This is a genomic window from Streptomyces sp. ME02-8801-2C, assembly GCF_033793965.1.
Lineage (GTDB): Bacteria > Actinomycetota > Actinomycetes > Streptomycetales > Streptomycetaceae > Streptomyces.
In genome coordinates this window covers 61,764-81,578 of record NZ_JARAXP010000027.1, presented here as the reverse complement: position 1 = coordinate 81,578, position 19,815 = coordinate 61,764, and the positions used below count along the sequence as shown (strand labels likewise).

Here is a 19,815-nt window from a genome sequence, read left to right as displayed (position 1 = left end):
CTTCGCAGGCGTGTGCGACGGCACGCTGAGCGCGGGGCGGATTCTGGACGCCATCGCACAACTGGTCGGCGAGGCCCCGGCCGCGCCGCCGGCCCCCGTGGCCCCGGCTGCTCCGGCCCCCGCGCCGGTTCCGGTCCAGGCTGCGGCTCCGGTCCAGGCCCCCGCTCCCGTCGCTGCCCCGGCGCCCGCGCCGGTCGCGCCCGCCCCGGTCACCCCGGCTCCCGCCGCCGCGCAGGCCACCGACGAGGGCGCGTACGTCACCCCGCTGGTGCGCAAGCTCGCCGCCGAGAACGGCGTCGACCTGGGCTCCGTCAAGGGCACCGGCGTCGGTGGCCGTATCCGCAAGCAGGACGTCCTCGCCGCCGCCGAGGCCGCGAAGGCCGCTGCGGCCGCTCCGGCGCCCGCCGCCGCTGCCGCCGCCCCGAGCGCCAAGAAGGCGCCGGCCCTGGAGGCCTCTCCCCTCCGCGGCCAGACCATCAAGATGCCCCGCATCCGCAAGGTCATCGGCGACAACATGGTCAAGGCGCTGCACGAGCAGGCGCAGCTGTCCTCGGTCGTCGAGGTCGACATCACGCGCCTGATGAAGCTCCGCGCGCAGGCGAAGGACTCCTTCGCGGCCCGCGAGGGCGTCAAGCTCTCCCCGATGCCGTTCTTCGTGAAGGCGGCGGCCCAGGCGCTGAAGGCCCACCCGGCCGTCAACGCCCGGATCAACGTCGAAGAGGGCACGATCACCTACTTCGACACCGAGAACGTCGGTATCGCGGTGGACTCCGAGAAGGGCCTGATGACCCCGGTCATCAAGCACGCGGGCGACCTCAACATCGCCGGTATCGCCAAGGCCACGGCCGAGCTCGCGGGCAAGGTCCGGGCCAACAAGATCACCCCGGACGAGCTGTCCGGCGCGACCTTCACCATCTCCAACACCGGCTCGCGCGGCGCGCTCTTCGACACGATCATCGTGCCGCCGAACCAGGTCGCGATCCTGGGCATCGGCGCGACGGTCAAGCGCCCGGCGGTCATCGAGACGGAGGAGGGCACGGTCATCGGCGTACGCGACATGACGTACCTGACCCTGTCCTACGACCACCGTCTGGTCGACGGCGCCGACGCGGCCCGTTATCTGACGGCCGTCAAGGCGATCCTGGAGGCGGGCGAGTTCGAGGTCGAGCTCGGCCTGTAACCAGCCGTCTGGGATGTACGCGTAGCGACGGTGCCCCGTCCGGATTCCTCCGGGCGGGGCACCGTCGTTGTCCCTGTGCGGGCCGGGGGACATGTGCTGTGGCGCGCGTCCGGTCCGGTCTGTAACGCTCGTCTCACGTGAGTCCGCACTCGTGCCCGGTAGGTCTCCGGGCAGGGAAGCGGCCGTATTGTCTACAGGTCAATGTCAATGCCCCAGGGGCCGAAGCCCCTCCCTCAAGGAGCCCTCATGACCGCGCCCGTCGTCCACTCGCTGCGCGAGCAGATCCGCGAGCACATCGTGGAGGGGATCGTCAGCGGGCGCTGGAAGCCGGGCGAGCGGATCGTGGAGCGCCGGATCGCGACCGAGCTGGAGGTCAGCCAGACCCCCGTACGGGAGGCGCTGCGCGAGCTTGAGTCGCTGCGGCTGATCGAGTCGGCCCCCAACAAGGGCGTACGCGTACGGAATCTGACCGCCGCCGACCTGGAGGAGAGCTACCCCGTCCGGGCCGGGCTCGAGGCCATCGCGGCGGAGCTGGCGGCGGCGAAGCTGGCCGACGACTGCTCGGCCCTCGAACCGCATGTCGCCGCCCTGTACGAGGCGGACCGCGCGTCGGACGGCACCGGCCAGGTCAGGCACACGGTGGGATTCCACCGCGAGATGGTGCGCGCGGCCGGGAACTCGGTGCTGCTGCACACCTGGGAGGGGCTGGGCATCGAGGTGTTCACGGCCCTGTCGATCCGCTGGCTCGGGACGGTCCAGCAGTCGTACGCGGAGGAGCACGAGGAGCTGGTCGCCGCGTTCCGGCGCCGGGATCCCCGTATCGCCGAGCTGGTGAAGGCGCATGTGCTGGGGTGCGCGCCGCGCCCCTGAGGCAGGTGACCAATACCCGCCCACCTGCGGAAACGGCGGGCGGTCGCGGCACCGCGTGCCCGTCCTCAAGGCACCCCGTGCCTACTTTCTCGAGATCAAGAGGTTTTGCCCCTCAACCCTTTGATCGATCATCGATCAGCGAGTTAGAGTCGCCAGCGGATCCCTACAAGGACCCACCGCCCTGTCCTGCCAAAGACCAAGGGCACCCCCGAACCCTTACCGATGAGGGAAACCCCTTCGACTGAGGAAGGCGGCGACATGACCGACCCCAAGGCCATCCAGCCGAGCGAGCTCGACCAGCTCCCCGACCGCGACCCCGAGGAGACCGCCGAATGGCAGGCCTCGCTGGACGCGGTCACCAAGGCGGCCGGGCCGCACCGTGCCGCGTATCTGATGCGCCGCACACTGGAGCGCGCCGAGGGCAACGGCATCGCGCTGCCCAAGCTCCTGGAGACGGACTACGTCAACACCATCCCGACCGCCGCCGAGCCCCTGGTGGACGGCGACGAGGCGATGGAGCAGCGGATCGCCGCCTGGAACCGCTGGAACGCGGCGGCCATGGTGACCCGCGGCAGCAAGCACGGCGTGGGCGGCCACATCGCCACCTTCGCCTCGGCCGCCTGGCTGTACGAAACCGGCTTCAACCACTTCTTCCAGGGCAAGGAGTCCGCGGACTCCCCCGGCTCCGGTGACCAGCTGTACATCCAGGGGCACGCCTCCCCCGGTATCTACGCCCGCGCCTTCCTCGACGGCCGGCTGACCGAGCAGCACCTCGACAAGTTCCGGCAGGAGTCGGGCGGCAACGGCCTTCCGTCCTACCCGCACCCGCGCCGGCTGCCCTGGCTGTGGGAGTTCCCGACGGTGTCGATGGGCCTCGGCCCGCTGTCGGCGATCTACCAGGCACGCTTCAACCGCTATCTCACCAACCGCAACATCAAGGACGTCTCCGCGTCCCACGTGTGGGCGTTCCTCGGTGACGGCGAGATGGACGAGCCGGAGTCGACGGCCGCACTCGCGCTCGCCTCCCGCGAGGGCCTGGACAACCTCACCTTCGTCATCAACTGCAACCTGCAGCGCCTCGACGGCCCGGTGCGCGCGAACTTCAAGATCGTGCAGGAGCTGGAGGCCCAGTTCCGCGGCGCGGGCTGGAACGTCGTCAAGACCCTCTGGGGGACGGCCTGGGACGAGCTGTTCCAGCTCGACACCACGGGTGCGCTCGTACGCCGGCTGCGCGAGGTACCGGACGCCCAGGTGCAGACGTACCAGACGCGCGACGCCGCCTACATCCGCGCCGACTTCTTCGGCAAGGACCCGGCGCTCGTCGAGATGGCGAAGCTGCTGAGCGACGACAAGATCCTCGAGTGCTTCCACCGCTCGCGCGGCGGTCACGAGTCACGCAAGGTGTACGCGGCCTACAAGGCGGCGCTCGCGCACAAGGGCGCGCCGACGGTCATCCTGGCCCAGACGGTCAAGGGCTTCACCCTGGGCGAGGGCTTCGCGTCGAAGAACGCCAACCACCAGATGAAGAAGCTGACGACGGACGAGTTCAAGCAGATGCGTGACCTGCTCGAACTCCCCATCTCCGACGCGCAGTTCGTGGACGGAGTGGTCCCCTACGGCCACCCCGGCGCCGACTCCCCCGAGGTCCGCTACCTCCAGGAGCGCCGGGCGGCCCTCGGCGGCCCGGCCCCGGCCCGCCGTACGCAGCCGCTGCCCGCTCTCCCCGCCCCGGCGGAGAAGGCGTTCACGTCGTTCGACAAGGGCTCCGGCTCGCAGAACATCGCCACGACGATGGCGTTCGTACGACTGGTCAAGGACCTGGTCCGCGACAAGGAGACCGGCCGCCGCTGGGTGCCGATCGTGCCCGACGAGGCTCGCACCTTCGGTATGGAGTCGCTGTTCCCGTCCCTCGGGATCTACTCCCCCAAGGGCCAGACGTACGAGCCGGTCGACCGTGACCAGCTGATGTACTACAAGGAGGCCAAGGACGGCCAGATCCTCAACGAGGGGATCACCGAGGCCGGTTCCATGGCGGACTTCATCGCCGCGTCCACGTCGTACTCGACGCACGGCGAGCCGATGATCCCGTTCTACATCTTCTATTCCATGTTCGGCTGGCAGCGCACGGCCGACCAGATGTGGCAGCTCGGCGACCAGCTCGGCCGCGGCTTCCTGGTCGGCGCGACGGCCGGCCGTACGACGCTGACGGGCGAGGGCCTCCAGCACGCGGACGGTCACTCCCCGGTGATCGCCGCGACGAACCCGGCCGCGCTGTCGTACGACCCGGCCTTCGCGTACGAGGTGGCGGTGATCGTCCGTGACGGTCTGCGCCGCATGTACGGCGAGACGGCGCCCGGCGAGGACCCGAACGTCTTCTACTACCTGACCGTCTACAACGAGCCCATCCCGCAGCCGGCGAAGCCGACGGCCCCCGGGCTCGACGAGGGCATCGTCAAGGGGCTGTACCGCTTCAACACGGCGGAGTCGGCGGGGCTCTCACCGGCCGCCAACGCGCCGCGCATCCAGCTGCTCGGCTCCGGTACGGCGATCCACTGGGCCCTCAAGGCGCAGCGGCTGCTCGCCGAGGAGTGGGGCGTGGCGGCGGACGTGTGGTCGGCGACGTCCTGGACCGAGCTGCGGCGTGACGCCCTGGACGCCGACGCGGCGCTGCTGCGGGGCGAGGAGCGGGTGCCGTACGTCCGGCAGGCGCTGCAGGGGGCCGAGGGGCCGGTGCTGGCGGTGTCCGACTACATGCGTCAGGTGCCGGACCAGATCGCGCAGTGGGTCGAGCAGGACTACTCGTCGCTGGGCGCGGACGGGTTCGGTCTGTCGGACACGCGGGATGCGGCGCGGCGGTACTTCGGGGTGGACGCGGAGTCGATCGTGGTGGCGGGGCTGGCGCAGCTCGCCCGCCGCGGCGAAATCAAGGCCTCCGCGGTGAAGGAAGCCCGGGAGCGCTACGGCCTGTAGAGCTGCTCCGCGAAGGGGGGGTGCGGCGATCGCCGTATCCCCCCTTCGCTGTCGGTGGGGCCCGGCATCATGGCCCCATGCGTGCTGCCCGTCTCATCAAAATGGTGCTGCTGCTTCAGGCCCGCTCCTCCATGACCGCCGCCGAACTCGCCCGCGAGCTCGAGGTCTCCGAACGCACCGTCACCCGCGACGCGCAGGCCCTCTCCGAAGCCGGCGTACCCGTGTACGCCGACCGGGGACGAGCCGGCGGATACCGCCTGGTCGGCGGCTACCGGACCCGGCTCACCGGCCTAGCCCGCGGTGAGGCCGAGGCGCTGTTCCTGAGCGGCGTCCCGGGCGCCCTGCGCGAGATGGGGCTGGAGGACACCGCCTCGGCGGCCCGCCTCAAGGTGTCCGCCGCCCTCCTGCCCTCCCTCCGCGACGCCCCCCGAACAGCCGCCCAACGCTTTCATCTGGACGCGCCCGCCTGGTTCAGTGAGCCCCCCACCCCCGAGTCGCTGCCGACGATCGCGGAGGCGGTGTGGGACGACCGGCCGATCCTGGCCCACTACCGTCGCGGCTCCGGCGACGGCGACACCGACGTGCAGCGCACGCTGGAGCCGTACGGCCTCGTCCTCAAGGCGGGCGTCTGGTACCTGTGCGCCCGAGTGCCGGAACCCGAACCCACCGACCACGCACCAGGGCCCTTTCGGGTCTACCGCGTCGACCGGTTCACCTCCGTCCGGTTCTCCGACCAGGTCGACGGTCACGTCCCCTTCGAGATCGACCGCTTCACGCGCGACGACTGCTTCGACCTGCCCGCGTTCTGGGAGGAACGGGCCGAGCAGTTCGCGCGGTCGATCCTGCGCGCGGAGGTCGTCGTCCGGCTCTCGCCGGACGGGGTGGGCAGACTGACGTACGCCGTCGATCCCGTGTCCGCCCGCGACGCTCTGTCGGGCGCCGGCGACCCCGACGAGCAGGGCCGGGTCACCGTGACGCTCGCCGTGGAGTCGGTGGAGGTCGCCCATACCCAGCTGGCGGCGCTCGGACCGGAGGCGGAGGTGCTGGCGCCTGCCGAACTACGGGCACGGTTCGCGCGGGACGCGGAGCGGCTGGCGGCGCTGTACGCCCCATCACATTCCGCGTAGCTCCACGTGCGTCCCTCCTCCGCAGGGCCGATGCTGGACCCGTGATGGACGAGACGGACTTCTGGAAGCTCGTGGACGCGACCCGCGAGGCCGCCGAGGGTGACCCCGAGGACCAGGCCGATCTGCTGGTCGAGCGGTTGCTCCAGCTCGACCCGGACTCGGTCCTCGACTTCGGCCGGCATTTCGAGGCTCGCTACAACCGTGCCTACCGCTGGGATCTTTGGGGCGCGGCCCGGGTGCTGCTCGACGGCACGGACGACGACGGTTTCGACTTCTTCCGGTGCTGGCTGATCGGCCAGGGCCGCGAGGTCTTTGAGGGTGCCCTGCACGGCGACCCCGACTCGCTCGCCGATCTCCTGGACGACTTCGACCCGGAGATCGACGGGGACGGCGAGGAGCTCGGCTACGCGGCCGACGAGGCGTACGAGCAACTCACCGGCACCCCCGCCCCGGATCTGGGTATCCCGCCCGCGCCCGCCGAGCCCGAGGGAACGCCGCTCGACCTGGCGGACGAGGGGGCGCTTGCCGACCGGTTTCCCAAGCTGTGGCAGCGGTTCAAAGGCGCCTGAGGGGCCGTACGCGACCCGTGGCGGCCCGCCGTTCTCAGGCTGCCGTGCGGCGGCGGGTCTGGTCCGAGGGAAGGTAGGCCTGCTGGGTCTGGTCGGCCCGTATCGCATGGTGAGGGTGGCGCAGGGGGGCCGCGTTGGCCTGGTCGAGGGCGGACGCGGTGACCGCCGCCGGGCCCAGGACGATCGTCGCCACCGCGCACAGCACGGTCCACGGCCTCCGCGGGATCGTACGAATGCTGCTGCCGCTCATGGTCCTTACCTCCGGTCAGTTCCCGTTCAGTGGCTGGTCCAGAAAAGGTAGGGCGGGGAGTTGGGTCTTCGCGTTGTGTGCGCTGTGGCGCGGCTGTGTGGCGGCGTGCGGTCCTCGTCCCGGCTCAGTGCCGGCCCTGGAGGCGGGCCGCTGTCTGTCTTATCTCCGGGAGGCGGGCCGTGAGGGCGGCGCCGGGGCAGCTCGTCATGTAGCCGGCGTTGTGGCCCGCCAGGGCGGGCAGGGTGACGGTGGTGCCGGACGCGAAGCGGCTGAGGGAGTTGCTGGAGACCAGGCGGGCGGTGCCGCGCGGGTCGAGGCCCGAGAGGCCGAGTTTCCACGCGGTGAGGGCGGCGATCGCATCCGTCATGGCCTTCGGTACGGGTACGCCCGCGGTGAAGGTGCCGAGGGCTGCGATCCCGGCGGTGCGATGGTTGAAGCCCTGGGTGTGGGCGCCGGTGACGGGGCGGTCGACGCCGCCCGCGCGGCCTTCGTAGACGGTGCCGCAGCGGTCGACGACGAAGTTGTAGCCGAGGTCGTCCCAGTCGCGGGAGTCGACCTGGCCGACGTAGAGGTAGCGGATGATGCGGGGCGCGTCGGCGCAGTCGTAGCCGTTGGGCGAGTCGGTGTGGTGGATGAACACGGCGACGACCCGGTCGTCGTAGCGGGGCGGCGGCTGGCCGCGTTCGGCGTCCCCGATCCAGGCGGTACGGGGCACGATGCGCGGCTTGGCGGCGGGGTGGGCGGGAGCCGGGCGGCTCGTGGCGGGGTGGGCCCGGCGCGTGGGCGTACGGTCGACGCCGGCCGTGCACGTGACCAGTCCGAGGGCGGCGGCGATCGCGGGCAGGCAGGCGAGCACCACGCGGGCGGCGCGCGGCACGCGGTGGAGACGCGAGTCACCCATGGACCCCATGGGCCCCACTGTGGTTCGGTTCCGTTCCGCCCGCGATGTGGGGTGTGCCACTTGGTGGAACCAATGTTCCGGTCCGGGGCGTTTTCAGCAGTCGAGGCACCTGATGCGCGCGTGGGACTGATTGGCGGCGGATGACCGGCGACTGATCACCGGACCCGTCCCGTGCGTACTACCGCTTGTAACCGCATGTACGGGGGACCTACGGGGCAGACCAAGGGTCCAGAAGAAAGGCGGCCGGAGTGGACCTGCTCGACGTCCTGCTGGTGCTGGTGATCATCGGCTACGCGGCGTCCGGGTACCGGCGTGGCCTGGTCGCGGGCTGTGTCTCCCTGGCGGGGTTCGTGGGCGGTGCGGTCGTCGGGGTGTGGGTACTGCCGTGGATCATGGAGCTGGTGGAGGCGGGGACGCCCGCCGCGACGGTGACCGCCGTGCTCACCGTGCTGGTACCGGCCGTGGTGGGCCATGAACTGATGGGCAGGTTCGCGCTGAGGCTGCGCCGCGAGCTGGACCAGGGGCCGCTGCGGGTGGCAGACGGTGTGGGCGGGGCCGCGGCGAACGCGGTCGCCGTGCTGCTGGTGTCGTGGGTGGCCGCGAGCGTCCTGGGCGCCTCCTCGTCACCGCTGGTCACGACGGCGATCCGGGACTCGGCGCTGCTGGGCACGGTGCAGGACGCGATGCCGGACACCACGCCGACGTGGTTCTCGCGGGCCACGTCCGCGCTCACCCAGGCGGGCTTCCCGCAGGTCTTCAACCCGTTCGAGAACGAACCGGCGACGAGTGTCGCCAAGCCCAGCGGTGACAGTGTCACGCCGAGCGCGACGAACGCGGCCAAGCTGAGCACGGTCAAGATCGAGGGTGTGGCGGGCACCCAGGGCCGCGAGGGCAGCGGTTTCGTGTACGCGCCCCGCCATGTGATGACCAACGCGCATGTGGTGGCGGGCATCGACGAGCCGACCGTCCGGGTCGGGGGGGTGGGGACACCGCACGAGGCGACGGTGGTGCTCTTCGACCCCGAGAAGGACGTGGCCGTGCTGTACGTCCCGGATCTGCGCGCGCCCGTCCTGCGCTTCGACGACAGTGCGAAGCGGGGCGACTCGGCGGTGGTCGCGGGCTATCCGCAGGACGGGGACCTGAATCTGCAGGCCGCCACGGTCGCCGACAAGGTGCGGGCGAGGGGCCAGAACATCTACAACAGCGAGACGGTGACCCGCGAGATCTACTCGATCCGCTCGACGGTCCGCCCCGGCAACTCCGGCGGCCCGCTCCTGACCACCGACGGCAAGGTGTTCGGCGTGGTCTTCGCTCGCTCCACGTCCGACGACGAGACGGGTTACGTCCTGACGGTGGACGAGGTATCCGGCGACGCCGAACGCGCGGCGACGTCGACGGCGGCGGTGGACACGGGAGACCTGGTCACGTCCTGAACGCCGGACGTCCGGCCGCCCGGACGCCGGGTGCCCGCATCGCGGTTACAGCGGCAGGCCCATGAGTACGTCGTCGACGAACTCCCCGTCGAGCAGGAACTCCCGGGGCTGTATGCCCTCCACGACGAAGCCCTCCGACTCGTACAGCTTGCGGGCCGGGGCGTTGTGCCCGAGGACGCGCAGTGTGAGGCGCAGGGCGCCCCGGCGGCGGGCCTCGGCCACGGCGGCCCGGAGCAGCAGCCGCCCGACGCCCTTGCCCCGCGCCTCGTCGGAGACGGCGAAACCCTGTATCTGCAGGACATGCGCGTTCGACGCGAGCTCGGTGGGCCGGGCGAGCCTGACATAGCCGACGACCCGGCCGTCCCCGGTCGCCGCGACCAGGTGGTCGTCCGGCCCCGAGTGCTCGCGGAAGAACGGCGCGTACGGCGGTCTGGGCCGGGGCGAGACGGCGTGCAGGGTGGACCAGGTGGCGCGGTCGAGTCTGCCCAGGGCCTCGTCGTCCTCGGGCCGGGCGCGGCGGACGTACGGCTCGGAGTCGGTGGGATGCTCCTGGCCCGCGGGGCCTTCGTGGCCGTCGTGGGGCTGGCGCGGTTGCTGCGGCTCGGGCGACATGGGGATCACTCTAGGGCGGGGGTACGACAACGGGCCCGGGGCTGGTGGCGCAGGATGGGGGCATGGAACGCTCGCGAATCGTGGTGGCCGGTGCCTCCGGTCTCATCGGTAGGGCTCTGGTGCGGTCCCTGACCGCCGACGGACACGAGGTCGCCCGCCTGGTGCGGCATGCGCCCCGGACGAAGGACGAGATCCGCTGGGACCCTCAACGCCGGACGATCGACGCCGCCGGGCTCGCGGGCTGCGACGCGGTGGTGAACCTGGCCGGGGCGGGGGTCGGTGACCGGCGCTGGACCGACGCGTACAAGCGGACGATCCGCGACAGCCGGGTCCTGGGTACGGCGACGCTCGCCGAGGCCGTCGCCGCGCTGGACGAGCCGCCGCGCGTCTTCGTGAACGGCAGTGCGATGGGCTACTACGGGGAGACCGGCGAGCGGGCCGTGGACGAGGACAGCCCGGCGGGGGACGGTTTCCTGCCGTCGGTGTGCGTGGAGTGGGAGGGTGCCGCGAGCGCGGCCCGGGACGCGGGCGTACGGACGGTCTTCGTGCGGACCGGGCTGGTGGTGGCGCGTGGGGGCGGGGCATGGGGGAAGCTGTTTCCGCTGTTCAAGGCGGGCCTGGGCGGGCGGATGGGCGACGGCTCGCAGTACTGGTCGTTCATCGCGCTGCACGACGAGGTGGCGGCGATCCGGCATCTCATCGACACCGACGGGTTGTCCGGGGCGTTCAATCTGACGGCACCTCGCCCGCTGACCAACCGGGAGATCACGGCGGCGATGGGGCGCGTGCTGCGCCGGCCGACGCTGTTCACCGTGCCCGCGCCCGTGCTGCGGGCGGTGCTGGGCGAGATGTCCGGGGACGTGCTCGGCAGCGCGCGCGTGCTGCCGAAGCGGCTGCTGGAGTCCGGGTTCACGTTCGCGTTCCCGGAGATCGACGACGCGATCCGGGCGGCGCTCGCCTGACCCCTTCCGCGCCCCCTGTCCGCACCCCTGCCCCTTACCCGCGATGACAGGGTGCGACCGTATGCGACCGGTGTGCGACCGTGCCCTGTTCATGCGCGACTTCCGCCCGCCGTGAGCCGCCCTACTCTCGGTAAGCGGTCAGATCGACCGAACTCGCTTATCCCGTACGCCTGTTGGGGCAACGGTGTCCCGGCCGGCCGCGTCGTCGCGAACGAGGAGGGCACGTGCTTGAGCCCGCGTACCAGGCGGACGTCGTCATCGTGGGGGCCGGGGTCGCCGGCCTCGCGGCGGCCCATCGGCTGACCAGCGCAGGAGTAACGACCGCGGTCCTGGAGGCCGCCCCTTACGTCGGCGGCCGGATGGCGACCGAGAAGGTCGACGGTTTCCGGCTCGACCGGGTCGGGCAGCTGCTGTCCACCGCGTATCCCGAACTCCGGCTGACCCCGGGCCTCGACGCACTCGTCCTGCGTCCCTTCGCGCCGGGTGTCCTGGTGCACAGCGACGGGCGGCGGCACCGGGCGGGCGCCTCGCTCGGCGGAGGGGGCGCACGGGGCGCACTCGGTGCTGTGCGCGCCCTGGCAAGCGCCCCGAGGCCGGCCAGGTCGGTCAGGTCCTCCAGGACGGTGGCGTCGGCGATGGCACGTACCGGCGCGCCGCTCGGCGGGGCGTTCGGCGGCGCCGTCGACCAGGCCCGGCTCGGCGCCGCGCTCACCCGGCTCGCCGGGGCCCCCGTGCACCGGCTTCTGGCCCGCCCCGAGTTGCCGGCCGCCCAGGCCCTGGCAAGCCGCGGGCTGCCCGCCCGTACGATCGAGGGCTTTCTGCGCCCGTTGCTCGCCGCGCTGCTCTGCGACCCCGAGCTGACCACGTCGAGCCGGTGCGCGGATCTGGCGCTGCGGGCGTTCGCGAGCGGCCGGCTGTGCGTGCCGGAGGGCGGTGCGGAGACGCTGCCGGAACAGCTCGCGCGGTCGTTGCCGCCCGGCACGGTGCACACCGGGGTCCGGGTCACGTCCATCGCCACGAACCTGGTGACCACCGCCGACCACGGCGAACTGCGCTGCCGGGCCGTCCTGGTGGCGACCGACGCCCGCGCCGCCGCCGGTCTGCTGCCCGGACTGCGCGTGCCCGACTTCCACCCGGTGACCGTCGTCCACCACACGGCCGACGAGGCGCCCGCGACCGGCGCGTCCCTGCTCCTGGAGGCGGATCGCGGGGGCCCGGTCACCCACACGGCGGTGATCAGCCGGGTGGACCCGTCCCGCTCCCCCGCCGGCCGCCCGCTGATCTCGTCGACGGTGCTGGGCACCCCGCCGCAGGACCTGGAAACGGCCGTACGCACGCACCTGTCACGCCTGTACGGGGTGTCGACCACGCGGTGGGAGACGCTCGCCGTGCACCACACCGCCGAGGCGGTGCCGTCGATGCGCCCGCCGCACGATCTGCGCCGCCCGGTACGGCTGCTGGCGGGCCTGTACGTGTGCGGCGACCACCGGGACACCAGCACCGTCCAGGGTGCCCTGTACTCCGGGCACCGGGCCGCGTCCGCGATCCTGACGGACCTGGGCGCGGGCCCGATGCACATGGCGGAGCCACTGACGACGACAGCGACGCCGTCGACGACGGAGGCAACGGAGGCAGAGGAAGCGGCGGCCGCGTGAGCGAAGGGGTCCCCGGGGTCAGCCGAGCGCGGCGACCTTGTCGCGGTAGACCCTGACCGGCGCCGCGTCCCGGTAGGGCTCCAGGCGGCGTTCGAAGTCCCGTAGGTACTCGGTCGCCCGTACCGAGCGCATCTCCGTCGCCGCGCCGGCCGCCTCGGCGCCCAGCTGGCAGGCCTGGTCGAGCTCGCCGAGGCCCAGCCGGGCCGAGGCGAGCACGACACGGCAGAAGAGGCGGCTGCGGGCGAAGGCGGGGGCGCGCAGCTGGAGCGAACGCTCCGCGTGCTGGGCGGCGGCGCGGAACTGCTGCAGATCGCGGTGGCAGTGCCCGAACTCGTCGGCGAGCTGCGCCTCGTCGAAGAACCGCGCCCAGTGCGGGACCTCGTCACCGGGCCGGGCCGCCTCGAGCGCCCGTTCGGCCCGTACGAGGGAGGCGGTGCAGGCCCGGACCTCGCCCAGCACTCCGTGGGCGCGCGCCTCGCACGCGTGCAGCAGCGACTGCACGACGGGCGGCGCCGTGGTGCCGACACCCTGCTGGGCCACCCGCGCGAGCTGCATGGCCTCGCGCCCGTGCCCGAGGTAGACGGCCTGCCGGCTCATGGTGGCCAGTACGTACGAGCCGTACGCCCGGTCCCCGGCGGCCTGCGCGAGCCTGAGCGCCTGCACGAAGTAGCGCTGGGCGAGTCCGTGCGCGGCGATGTCGTACGACGTCCAGCCCGCGAGCCGGGTGAGGTCGGAGGCCGCCGCGAACAGCCGGCGGCCCGTCTGCTCGCCGTAGGTGCCGCGCAGCATGGGCTCGGTCTCGTGTTCCAGGTAGCGGACGAGGGCCTGACGGGCGTGGCCGCCTCCATAGGCGTCGTCGAGGGTGCGGAACAGTTCGCCGACCGAGCGGAGCGCGGCGATGTCACCGCCGGTGACCTTCTGCCCGGGGCCGCGCTCGGCCTGCCCGCGCTGCCGGGGTACGCCGGGGCGCCCCTGCACGGGCACGCATGCGGCGGGCTGGTCGCCGCGTCCGACACGGTCGTCGGGGCGTCCGATCAGCCAGTCCCGGCTGGGCACGACGAGTCCGGCCGGGGTGAAGGCGATCTTGCGCAGCTCGGCGTGGCTGCCGGAGTCCTTGCGCCACAGCCCGCTGACGATGTCGATGGCCTCCTCGGGGGTGGCCGCGAACTCCAGCCCCGCGTAGACGGGCGCGCAGGCGTCGAGCCCGAGATCCTGGGCGGTGAGCCGTCGTCCGAGGCGTCGGGTGAAGACCTCGGCGATGAGGGCCGGTGTGGTGCCCCGGGGCTGCTGTCCGCGCAGCCAGCGGGTCACCGATGTCTTGTCGTATCTGAGATCGAGGCCGTGTTCGAGACCGAGCTGGTCCACCCGGCGAGCCAGACCTGCGTTGGAGAATCCCGCTTCTGCGATGAGCGCGGCGAGCTGGCGGTTGGGAGTGCGCTGCGCGGGTCGGTCCGTCATCTGCGGTGCGGTCTCCTGCCTTCGGGCCCCTTTGGGGTGCCCGGATTGCTGGTGAGCAGCCCTTTTGGCCTCGTGAACGGCGCGAATGTAGCGGAGCGTAAGCACCCGATAGGACATTTCGCCGTACATTCATCCGATCGTGTGAGAATTGGGCGCCGGAGTGACGGGCGCAGGCCGGACGTACAGTGGCTTGGGCGCATGACGTGCCTGACACGCAGTTGCCGAGTACGCCGCCGGAACAGCCAGGGAGGCACCCCCGTGAGTGGTGAGTTGCGGTTCGTCCGCATGGGATTCGGTGCCGACGGAGTCGAGTACGTCGACTACCAGGCGGCCTGGGACGAGCAGCGCAGGGTGCACGCGGCCCGTTTCGCGGACGAGATCCCCGACACCTGCCTGCTCCTCGAACACCAGCCGGTCTACACGGCCGGCCGGCGCACCGACCCGAGCGAGCGCCCCCTCGACGGCACGCCGGTCATCGACGTGGACCGCGGCGGCAAGATCACCTGGCACGGTCCCGGCCAGCTGGTGGGCTACCCCATCCAGAAGCTGCCGCGTCCGGTGGACGTCGTGGCACATGTACGGCGGCTCGAGGATGCGCTGATCCGCACCTGCGCGGAGTTCGGGGTCGAGACCTCGCGGGTCGAGGGGCGCAGCGGGGTGTGGGTGCTGGGCGATCCGGTCGAGCAGCGGCCCGCGTCCGCGCTCGGGGGGCTCTCGCTGGATCTGGATCCCCGGTTGCACGACGACGAGTTCGATCCTCGGCTGAACGGGCCCGAGTACGCGCCGTCCAACGCCGGGCAGCGGCGGGAGGACCGGAAGGTGGCGGCGATCGGGATCCGGGTGGCGAAGGGGGTCACGATGCACGGGTTCTCGCTCAACGTGAACCCGGACAATGTCTGGTTCGACCGGATCATTCCCTGTGGGATTCGGGATGCGGGGGTGACTTCGCTCTCGAACGAGCTGGGGCGGGATGTGACGGTGGGGGAGGTTCTGCCGGTGGTGGAGCGGGAGTTGCGGGGCGTGATGGAGGGGGCGGAGCTGCGGGCGCGGGTGGTGGAGCGGGCGTCGGCGTAGGGCTTTTTCTTCGCCCCCGCCGCCCCTACCCGTCCCATCCTCCTCGGGGGCGCTGCCCCCGAACCCCCGCTCCTCAAACGCCGGAAGGGCTGGATGGTGCCGGCCGGGGCTTGATCTTTCAGCCCGTCCGGCGTTTGAGGACGAGGCCCGTTCAGGGCCGTAGGGGGGTCTGGGGGCGGCAGCCCCCAGGGATGGGACGGGTAGGGGCGGCGGGGGCGAGGAAACCCGGCCCCGGGAATGCACCCTCCGTCTCAAAGGTTGCCCGTCTCGCAGGGCGTACAGCGCACGGGCGTACCCTGGTGTACGCCGAAGAATCGAAGCTACAGGGAGCCATCGTGTCCGCAGTCGCACCCGACGGACGCAAGATGCTGCGCCTGGAGGTCCGGAACGCCCAGACCCCCATCGAGCGCAAGCCCGAGTGGATCAAGACCCGGGCGAAAATGGGTCCCGAGTACACGAAGATGCAGAACCTCGTGAAGAGCGAGGGCCTGCACACGGTCTGCCAGGAAGCCGGCTGTCCCAACATCTACGAGTGCTGGGAGGACCGCGAGGCCACGTTCCTCATCGGCGGCGACCAGTGCACCCGGCGCTGCGACTTCTGCCAGATCGACACCGGCAAGCCCGAGGCGCTCGACCGCGACGAGCCCCGCCGCGTCGGCGAGTCCGTGGTCACGATGGACCTCAACTACGCCACCATCACCGGCGTCGCCCGCGATGACCTGGAGGACGGCGGCGCCTGGCTGTACGCCGAGACGGTGCGCCAGATCCACCAGCAGACCGAGGGCCGGGAAGAAGGCCGCACCAAGGTCGAGCTGCTCGCGCCCGACTTCAACGCCGTACCGGAGCTGCTGGCCGAGGTGTTCTCCTCCCGGCCCGAGGTCTTCGCGCACAACGTCGAGACGGTCCCCCGTATCTTCAAGCGCATCCGCCCCGGCTTCCGCTACGACCGCTCGCTCAAGGTCATCACCGACGCCCGCGACTACGGTCTGGTCACGAAGTCCAACCTGATCCTCGGCATGGGCGAGACCCGCGAGGAGGTCAGCGAGGCGCTGCGCCAGCTGCACGAGGCGGGGTGCGAGCTGATCACCATCACGCAGTACCTGCGTCCTACCGTGCGGCACCACCCCGTGGAGCGCTGGGTGAAGCCGCACGAGTTCGTCGAGCTGAAGGAGGAGGCCGAGCAGATCGGCTTCTCCGGGGTCATGTCCGGCCCGCTGGTCCGCTCGTCGTACCGCGCCGGTCGCCTCTACCAGATGGCCATCGAGAAGCGGGGCTCGTACATCGCCTCGCAGGCGGTGTGAGCAGGGCCTCCAGCCCGGGCTTGGTGCCTGACACACCGTCACCTGTCCTGCCCAGCAAGGGCGTGGCAGACGTGTGAATTCCCGCACAAGAGACTACCCGTCAGTAACGGCCGATTCCGTGCGGTCCCGACCGTCCTCGCAGTTGAGGGCATACGTCGGGACCGCATCGGCGTTTTCGCCTTCCGTATCAAGGCTTCATCCGTGTTTGACCGGCAGGTCACGCCCTGGTAACACCAATCAGTGAGCCTGTCTTCACACGATGTGCACCCTTAAACCAGAGCCGTCCCGAGGGGGGACCTCCACCATGCAGACCGCACCCGTCCGCGCCACGCCCATCCCGTCGTTCACCGACGCGCTGCGCGCAGTCGAGTCGCTGCTCCTCAACAGCGGCCAGCGCACCGCCCGCCAGAACGCCTGGACCTCCGTCCTGGAGGACCGCCGTCGCGCCAAGGACCGCAACGAGACGCAGCGCGTCCTCGATCAGGCCCTGGCCACCCGTTCCTGACCGCCGCTCCCCCGCCCCCGACGACACCGCCGTCGTCGGCGCTTGCCGGGACACGTAGACTTCACGGCATGGCGAGGAAGGAAACCGCGGCGGACGCCGCGAACCCCGGGCGACTCAAGCAGATCGCCCTGACGTACAAGATGACCCGCAAGGCCGACAAAAAGATCGGTCTTGTACTCGCGGCTGTCGGAATCTTCACCTTCGGTGTCTTCCTCGCGATCGGCTTCCTGATCGGTCACCCGATCTATCTCGGAATTCTCGGCCTCCTGCTCGCCTTCCTCGCGACGGCGATCGTGTTCGGGCGCCGGGCCGAGCGGGCCGCCTTCGGGCAGATGGAAGGCCAGCCGGGTGCCGCGGCAGCCGTACTGGACAACATCGGCCGGGGCTGGACGACCACTCCGGCGGTGGCGATGAACCGCAGCCAGGACGTGGTGCACCGCGCGGTCGGCAAGGCCGGCATCGTGCTGGTCGCCGAGGGCAACCCGAACCGGGTGAAGAGCCTGCTGGCCGCCGAGAAGAGGAAGATGGCCCGCATCGTCGCGGACGTACCGGTGCACGACCTGCTGGTCGGCACGGGTGAGGGCCAGATCGAGCTGAAGAAGCTCCGCACGACCATGCTGAAGCTGCCGCGCGTCCTCGCCGGCCCCCAGGTGACCGCGACCAACGACCGGCTGCGCGCCATGGGCGACCTGATGAGCAACATGCCGCTGCCGAAGGGCCCGATGCCCAAGGGGATGCGCATGCCGCGCGGCGGCAAGATGCGCTGACGCGAGCGATCGCGTACGACGACACGAGGTACGACGATGGGGCGCCCGGATCACTCCGGGCGCCCCATCGTCGTACCTCGTGTCTGTCCTGTCTCGTACGTGCGCTAGATCCGTACTTCCACGGTGCGGGCGAGCCGGTCGTGCAGGCCGCGGCCGTCGCGGTCCCAGATCAGGGCCGGGACTGCGAGGAAGAACAGCAGTGTTCTGAGCGCGGCACGCAGCGGACTGACGCGGCCCGTGTCCAGGGCGACCACCCGCAGGCCGAACAGCCGCTTGCCCGGAGTGAAACCGAGCGTGCTCAGCGTGAGCAGGAGCAGCGCGAGCAGGATGAGCGGTGCCCACACCTGCGCCGCCTTGTTGTAGCTGTCGGTGATGAGGCCGTATGCGATCAGGAGGCACAGGCCCCAGTCGACGGCCAGCGCGCCGAGCCTGCGGCCGGGGCGGGCGATGGAGCCCGGGCCCGCTTCGGGCAGACCGAGCTGTTGGCCCCGGTATCCGAAGTCGACACCGGCTTCCTCCGCGGCGGCGCGGGGGCCGGAGAGCCACGATCCGATTGCGTCCCTGTTGTCCACCCGACCACCGTACTGCGCGCGATTTTCACTACCCGCAGGTGGGTCGCTCAGCCCGGGTCCGGTTAACTTGGTCGAAACAAATGGGTCATGCCTGAGAAATCACCTGTCCCTAAAGTCGGATCCAACGTGTGCCACCGCACTGGCCGCACGAACGAACTACCACCCCGGCACGGACGGCCGGGAGTAGGAGGAGCTGGATGTTCCAGAACGCCGACGAGGCCAAGAAGTACATCGCGGACGAGGACGTCAAGTTCATCGACGTCCGCTTCTGCGACCTGCCGGGTGTGATGCAGCACTTCACGCTGCCGGCGACGGCCTTCGACCCGGACGAGGAACTGGCCTTCGACGGCTCCTCGATCCGCGGCTTCCAAGCCATCCACGAGTCCGACATGGCGCTGCGCGCCGACCTGTCCACGGCGCGGGTCGACCCGTTCCGCCGTGACAAGACGGTCAACATCAACTTCTTCATCCACGACCCGATCACGGGCGAGCAGTACTCCCGTGACCCGCGCAACGTGGCCAAGAAGGCCGAGGCGTACCTGGCGTCGACCGGTATCGCGGACACCGCGTACTTCGGTCCCGAGGCCGAGTTCTACGTCTTCGACAGCGTGCGTTTCGCCACCGGCGCGAACGAGTCCTTCTACCACATCGACTCCGAGGCCGGCGCCTGGAACACCGGTGCGGTCGAGAACAACCGTGGTTACAAGGTCCGCTACAAGGGCGGCTACTTCCCGACGCCGCCGGTCGACCACTTCGCCGACCTGCGGGCCGAGATCTCCCTTGAGCTGGCCAACTCCGGCCTCCAGGTCGAGCGCCAGCACCACGAGGTGGGCACCGCCGGCCAGGCCGAGATCAACTACAAGTTCAACACGCTGCTCGCCGCGGCCGACGACCTCCAGCTCTTCAAGTACATCGTGAAGAACGTGGCCTGGCGCAACGGCAAGACCGCGACCTTCATGCCGAAGCCGATCTTCGGTGACAACGGCTCCGGCATGCACGTCCACCAGTCGCTGTGGACGGGCGGCCAGCCGCTCTTCTACGACGAGGCCGGCTACGCGGGCCTGTCGGACACCGCCCGCTACTACATCGGCGGCATCCTCAAGCACGCCCCGTCGCTGCTCGCGTTCACCAACCCGACGGTGAACTCGTACCACCGCCTGGTCCCGGGCTTCGAGGCGCCGATCAACCTGGTGTACTCGCAGCGCAACCGCTCCGCGGCCATGCGTATCCCGATCACGGGCTCCAACCCGAAGGCCAAGCGCGTCGAGTTCCGCGCGCCCGACTCCTCCGGCAACCCGTACCTGGCGTTCTCCGCGCTGCTGCTGGCGGGCCTGGACGGCATCAAGAACAAGATCGAGCCGGCCGAGCCGATCGACAAGGACCTCTACGAGCTGGCTCCCGAGGAGCACGCGAGCGTGGCGCAGGTCCCGACCTCGCTCCCGGCCGTCCTCGACTCCCTCGAGCGCGACCACGAGTTCCTCCTCCAGGGCGACGTGTTCACGCCGGACCTGATCGAGACGTGGATCGACTTCAAGCGCACGAACGAGATCGCGCCGCTGCAGCTGCGTCCGCACCCGCACGAGTTCGAGCTGTACTTCGACGTGTAGGC

Annotated in this window: 18 protein-coding genes; 13 read left to right on the top strand and 5 right to left on the bottom strand. The window is 71.0% G+C overall.

Annotated features, from left to right (window positions below):
* The 5 genes from sucB to PV396_RS42040 all read left to right on the top strand — a co-directional run.
* Positions 1 to 1,180, top strand: a 1,180-nt coding sequence (sucB, locus tag PV396_RS42060; RefSeq protein WP_319213647.1) for a 2-oxoglutarate dehydrogenase, E2 component, dihydrolipoamide succinyltransferase, incomplete at its 5' end; no start/stop codon positions are given.
* Between the two features lie 246 nt (positions 1,181 to 1,426).
* The gene (locus PV396_RS42055) at positions 1,427 to 2,050 is read left to right on the top strand and encodes a GntR family transcriptional regulator (RefSeq protein ID WP_053742795.1); all 624 of its coding nucleotides are present in this window, start codon (positions 1,427 to 1,429) and stop codon (positions 2,048 to 2,050) included.
* A 258-nt stretch (positions 2,051 to 2,308) separates the two neighbouring features.
* A complete protein-coding gene (gene aceE / locus PV396_RS42050) occupies positions 2,309 to 5,020 on the top strand; it encodes a pyruvate dehydrogenase (acetyl-transferring), homodimeric type (RefSeq protein WP_319213646.1) in 2,712 nt (903 codons plus the stop codon).
* Between the two features lie 77 nt (positions 5,021 to 5,097).
* Positions 5,098 to 6,147, top strand: a complete 1,050-nt coding sequence (locus PV396_RS42045) for a helix-turn-helix transcriptional regulator (RefSeq protein WP_319213645.1) — start codon at positions 5,098 to 5,100, stop codon at positions 6,145 to 6,147.
* Between the two features lie 44 nt (positions 6,148 to 6,191).
* Entirely contained in the window at positions 6,192 to 6,716 is a 525-nt protein-coding gene (locus PV396_RS42040; protein WP_319213650.1) for a DUF4240 domain-containing protein, read from the top strand.
* Positions 6,717 to 6,750: 34 nt separating this feature from the next.
* Here PV396_RS42040 and PV396_RS42035 read toward each other — a convergent pair whose 3' ends face one another.
* Entirely contained in the window at positions 6,751 to 6,966 is a 216-nt protein-coding gene (locus PV396_RS42035; protein ID WP_319213644.1) for a hypothetical protein, read from the bottom strand.
* 124 nt (positions 6,967 to 7,090) lie between these two features.
* The gene (locus PV396_RS42030; RefSeq protein WP_319213643.1) at positions 7,091 to 7,867 is read right to left on the bottom strand and encodes a peptidoglycan recognition protein; all 777 of its coding nucleotides are present in this window, start codon (positions 7,865 to 7,867) and stop codon (positions 7,091 to 7,093) included.
* A gap of 248 nt (positions 7,868 to 8,115) precedes the next feature.
* On the opposite strand from PV396_RS42030, the gene PV396_RS42025 reads away from it, so the two are divergent.
* Positions 8,116 to 9,300 (top strand): MarP family serine protease, encoded by a 1,185-nt coding sequence (locus PV396_RS42025; protein ID WP_319213642.1) that lies wholly within the window; start codon positions 8,116 to 8,118, stop codon positions 9,298 to 9,300.
* 45 nt (positions 9,301 to 9,345) lie between these two features.
* Here the strand turns inward: PV396_RS42025 and PV396_RS42020 are convergent, their stop codons facing one another.
* On the bottom strand, positions 9,346 to 9,912 hold the full coding sequence (locus PV396_RS42020) for a GNAT family N-acetyltransferase (protein ID WP_319213641.1): 567 nt from the start codon (positions 9,910 to 9,912) through the stop codon (positions 9,346 to 9,348).
* 62 nt (positions 9,913 to 9,974) lie between these two features.
* Here PV396_RS42020 and PV396_RS42015 point away from each other — a divergent pair, with 62 nt between their 5' ends.
* Both PV396_RS42015 and PV396_RS42010 read left to right on the top strand, forming a co-directional pair.
* Positions 9,975 to 10,874, top strand: a complete 900-nt coding sequence (locus PV396_RS42015) for a TIGR01777 family oxidoreductase (RefSeq protein ID WP_319213640.1) — start codon at positions 9,975 to 9,977, stop codon at positions 10,872 to 10,874.
* A 224-nt stretch (positions 10,875 to 11,098) separates the two neighbouring features.
* Positions 11,099 to 12,529: an NAD(P)/FAD-dependent oxidoreductase gene (locus tag PV396_RS42010; RefSeq protein ID WP_319213639.1), complete on the top strand. Its 1,431-nt coding sequence runs from the start codon at positions 11,099 to 11,101 to the stop codon at positions 12,527 to 12,529.
* A gap of 18 nt (positions 12,530 to 12,547) precedes the next feature.
* On the opposite strand, the gene PV396_RS42005 is transcribed toward PV396_RS42010, so the two are convergent.
* Positions 12,548 to 13,987, bottom strand: coding sequence for a regulator (locus PV396_RS42005; protein ID WP_319213638.1), 1,440 nt, complete (start codon positions 13,985 to 13,987; stop codon positions 12,548 to 12,550).
* Positions 13,988 to 14,272: 285 nt separating this feature from the next.
* On the opposite strand from PV396_RS42005, the gene lipB reads away from it, so the two are divergent.
* The 4 genes from lipB (at position 14,273) to PV396_RS41985 (ending at position 17,634) form a co-directional block, all read left to right on the top strand.
* Positions 14,273 to 15,061, top strand: coding sequence for a lipoyl(octanoyl) transferase LipB (gene lipB / locus PV396_RS42000; protein WP_319213649.1), 789 nt, complete (start codon positions 14,273 to 14,275; stop codon positions 15,059 to 15,061).
* A gap of 335 nt (positions 15,062 to 15,396) precedes the next feature.
* Complete coding sequence (gene lipA, locus PV396_RS41995; RefSeq protein WP_164407770.1) at positions 15,397 to 16,362, top strand: lipoyl synthase; 966 nt, start codon at positions 15,397 to 15,399, stop codon at positions 16,360 to 16,362.
* Between the two features lie 304 nt (positions 16,363 to 16,666).
* Positions 16,667 to 16,867, top strand: a complete 201-nt coding sequence (locus PV396_RS41990) for a hypothetical protein (protein ID WP_319213637.1) — start codon at positions 16,667 to 16,669, stop codon at positions 16,865 to 16,867.
* Positions 16,868 to 16,935: 68 nt separating this feature from the next.
* A complete protein-coding gene (locus tag PV396_RS41985; protein WP_319213636.1) occupies positions 16,936 to 17,634 on the top strand; it encodes a DUF4191 domain-containing protein in 699 nt (232 codons plus the stop codon).
* A 104-nt stretch (positions 17,635 to 17,738) separates the two neighbouring features.
* Here the strand turns inward: PV396_RS41985 and PV396_RS41980 are convergent, their stop codons facing one another.
* Positions 17,739 to 18,206, bottom strand: coding sequence for an RDD family protein (locus PV396_RS41980; RefSeq protein ID WP_319213635.1), 468 nt, complete (start codon positions 18,204 to 18,206; stop codon positions 17,739 to 17,741).
* A gap of 197 nt (positions 18,207 to 18,403) precedes the next feature.
* On the opposite strand from PV396_RS41980, the gene glnA reads away from it, so the two are divergent.
* Complete coding sequence (gene glnA, locus PV396_RS41975; RefSeq protein WP_319213634.1) at positions 18,404 to 19,813, top strand: type I glutamate--ammonia ligase; 1,410 nt, start codon at positions 18,404 to 18,406, stop codon at positions 19,811 to 19,813.
* Positions 19,814 to 19,815: the final 2 nt, after the last annotated feature.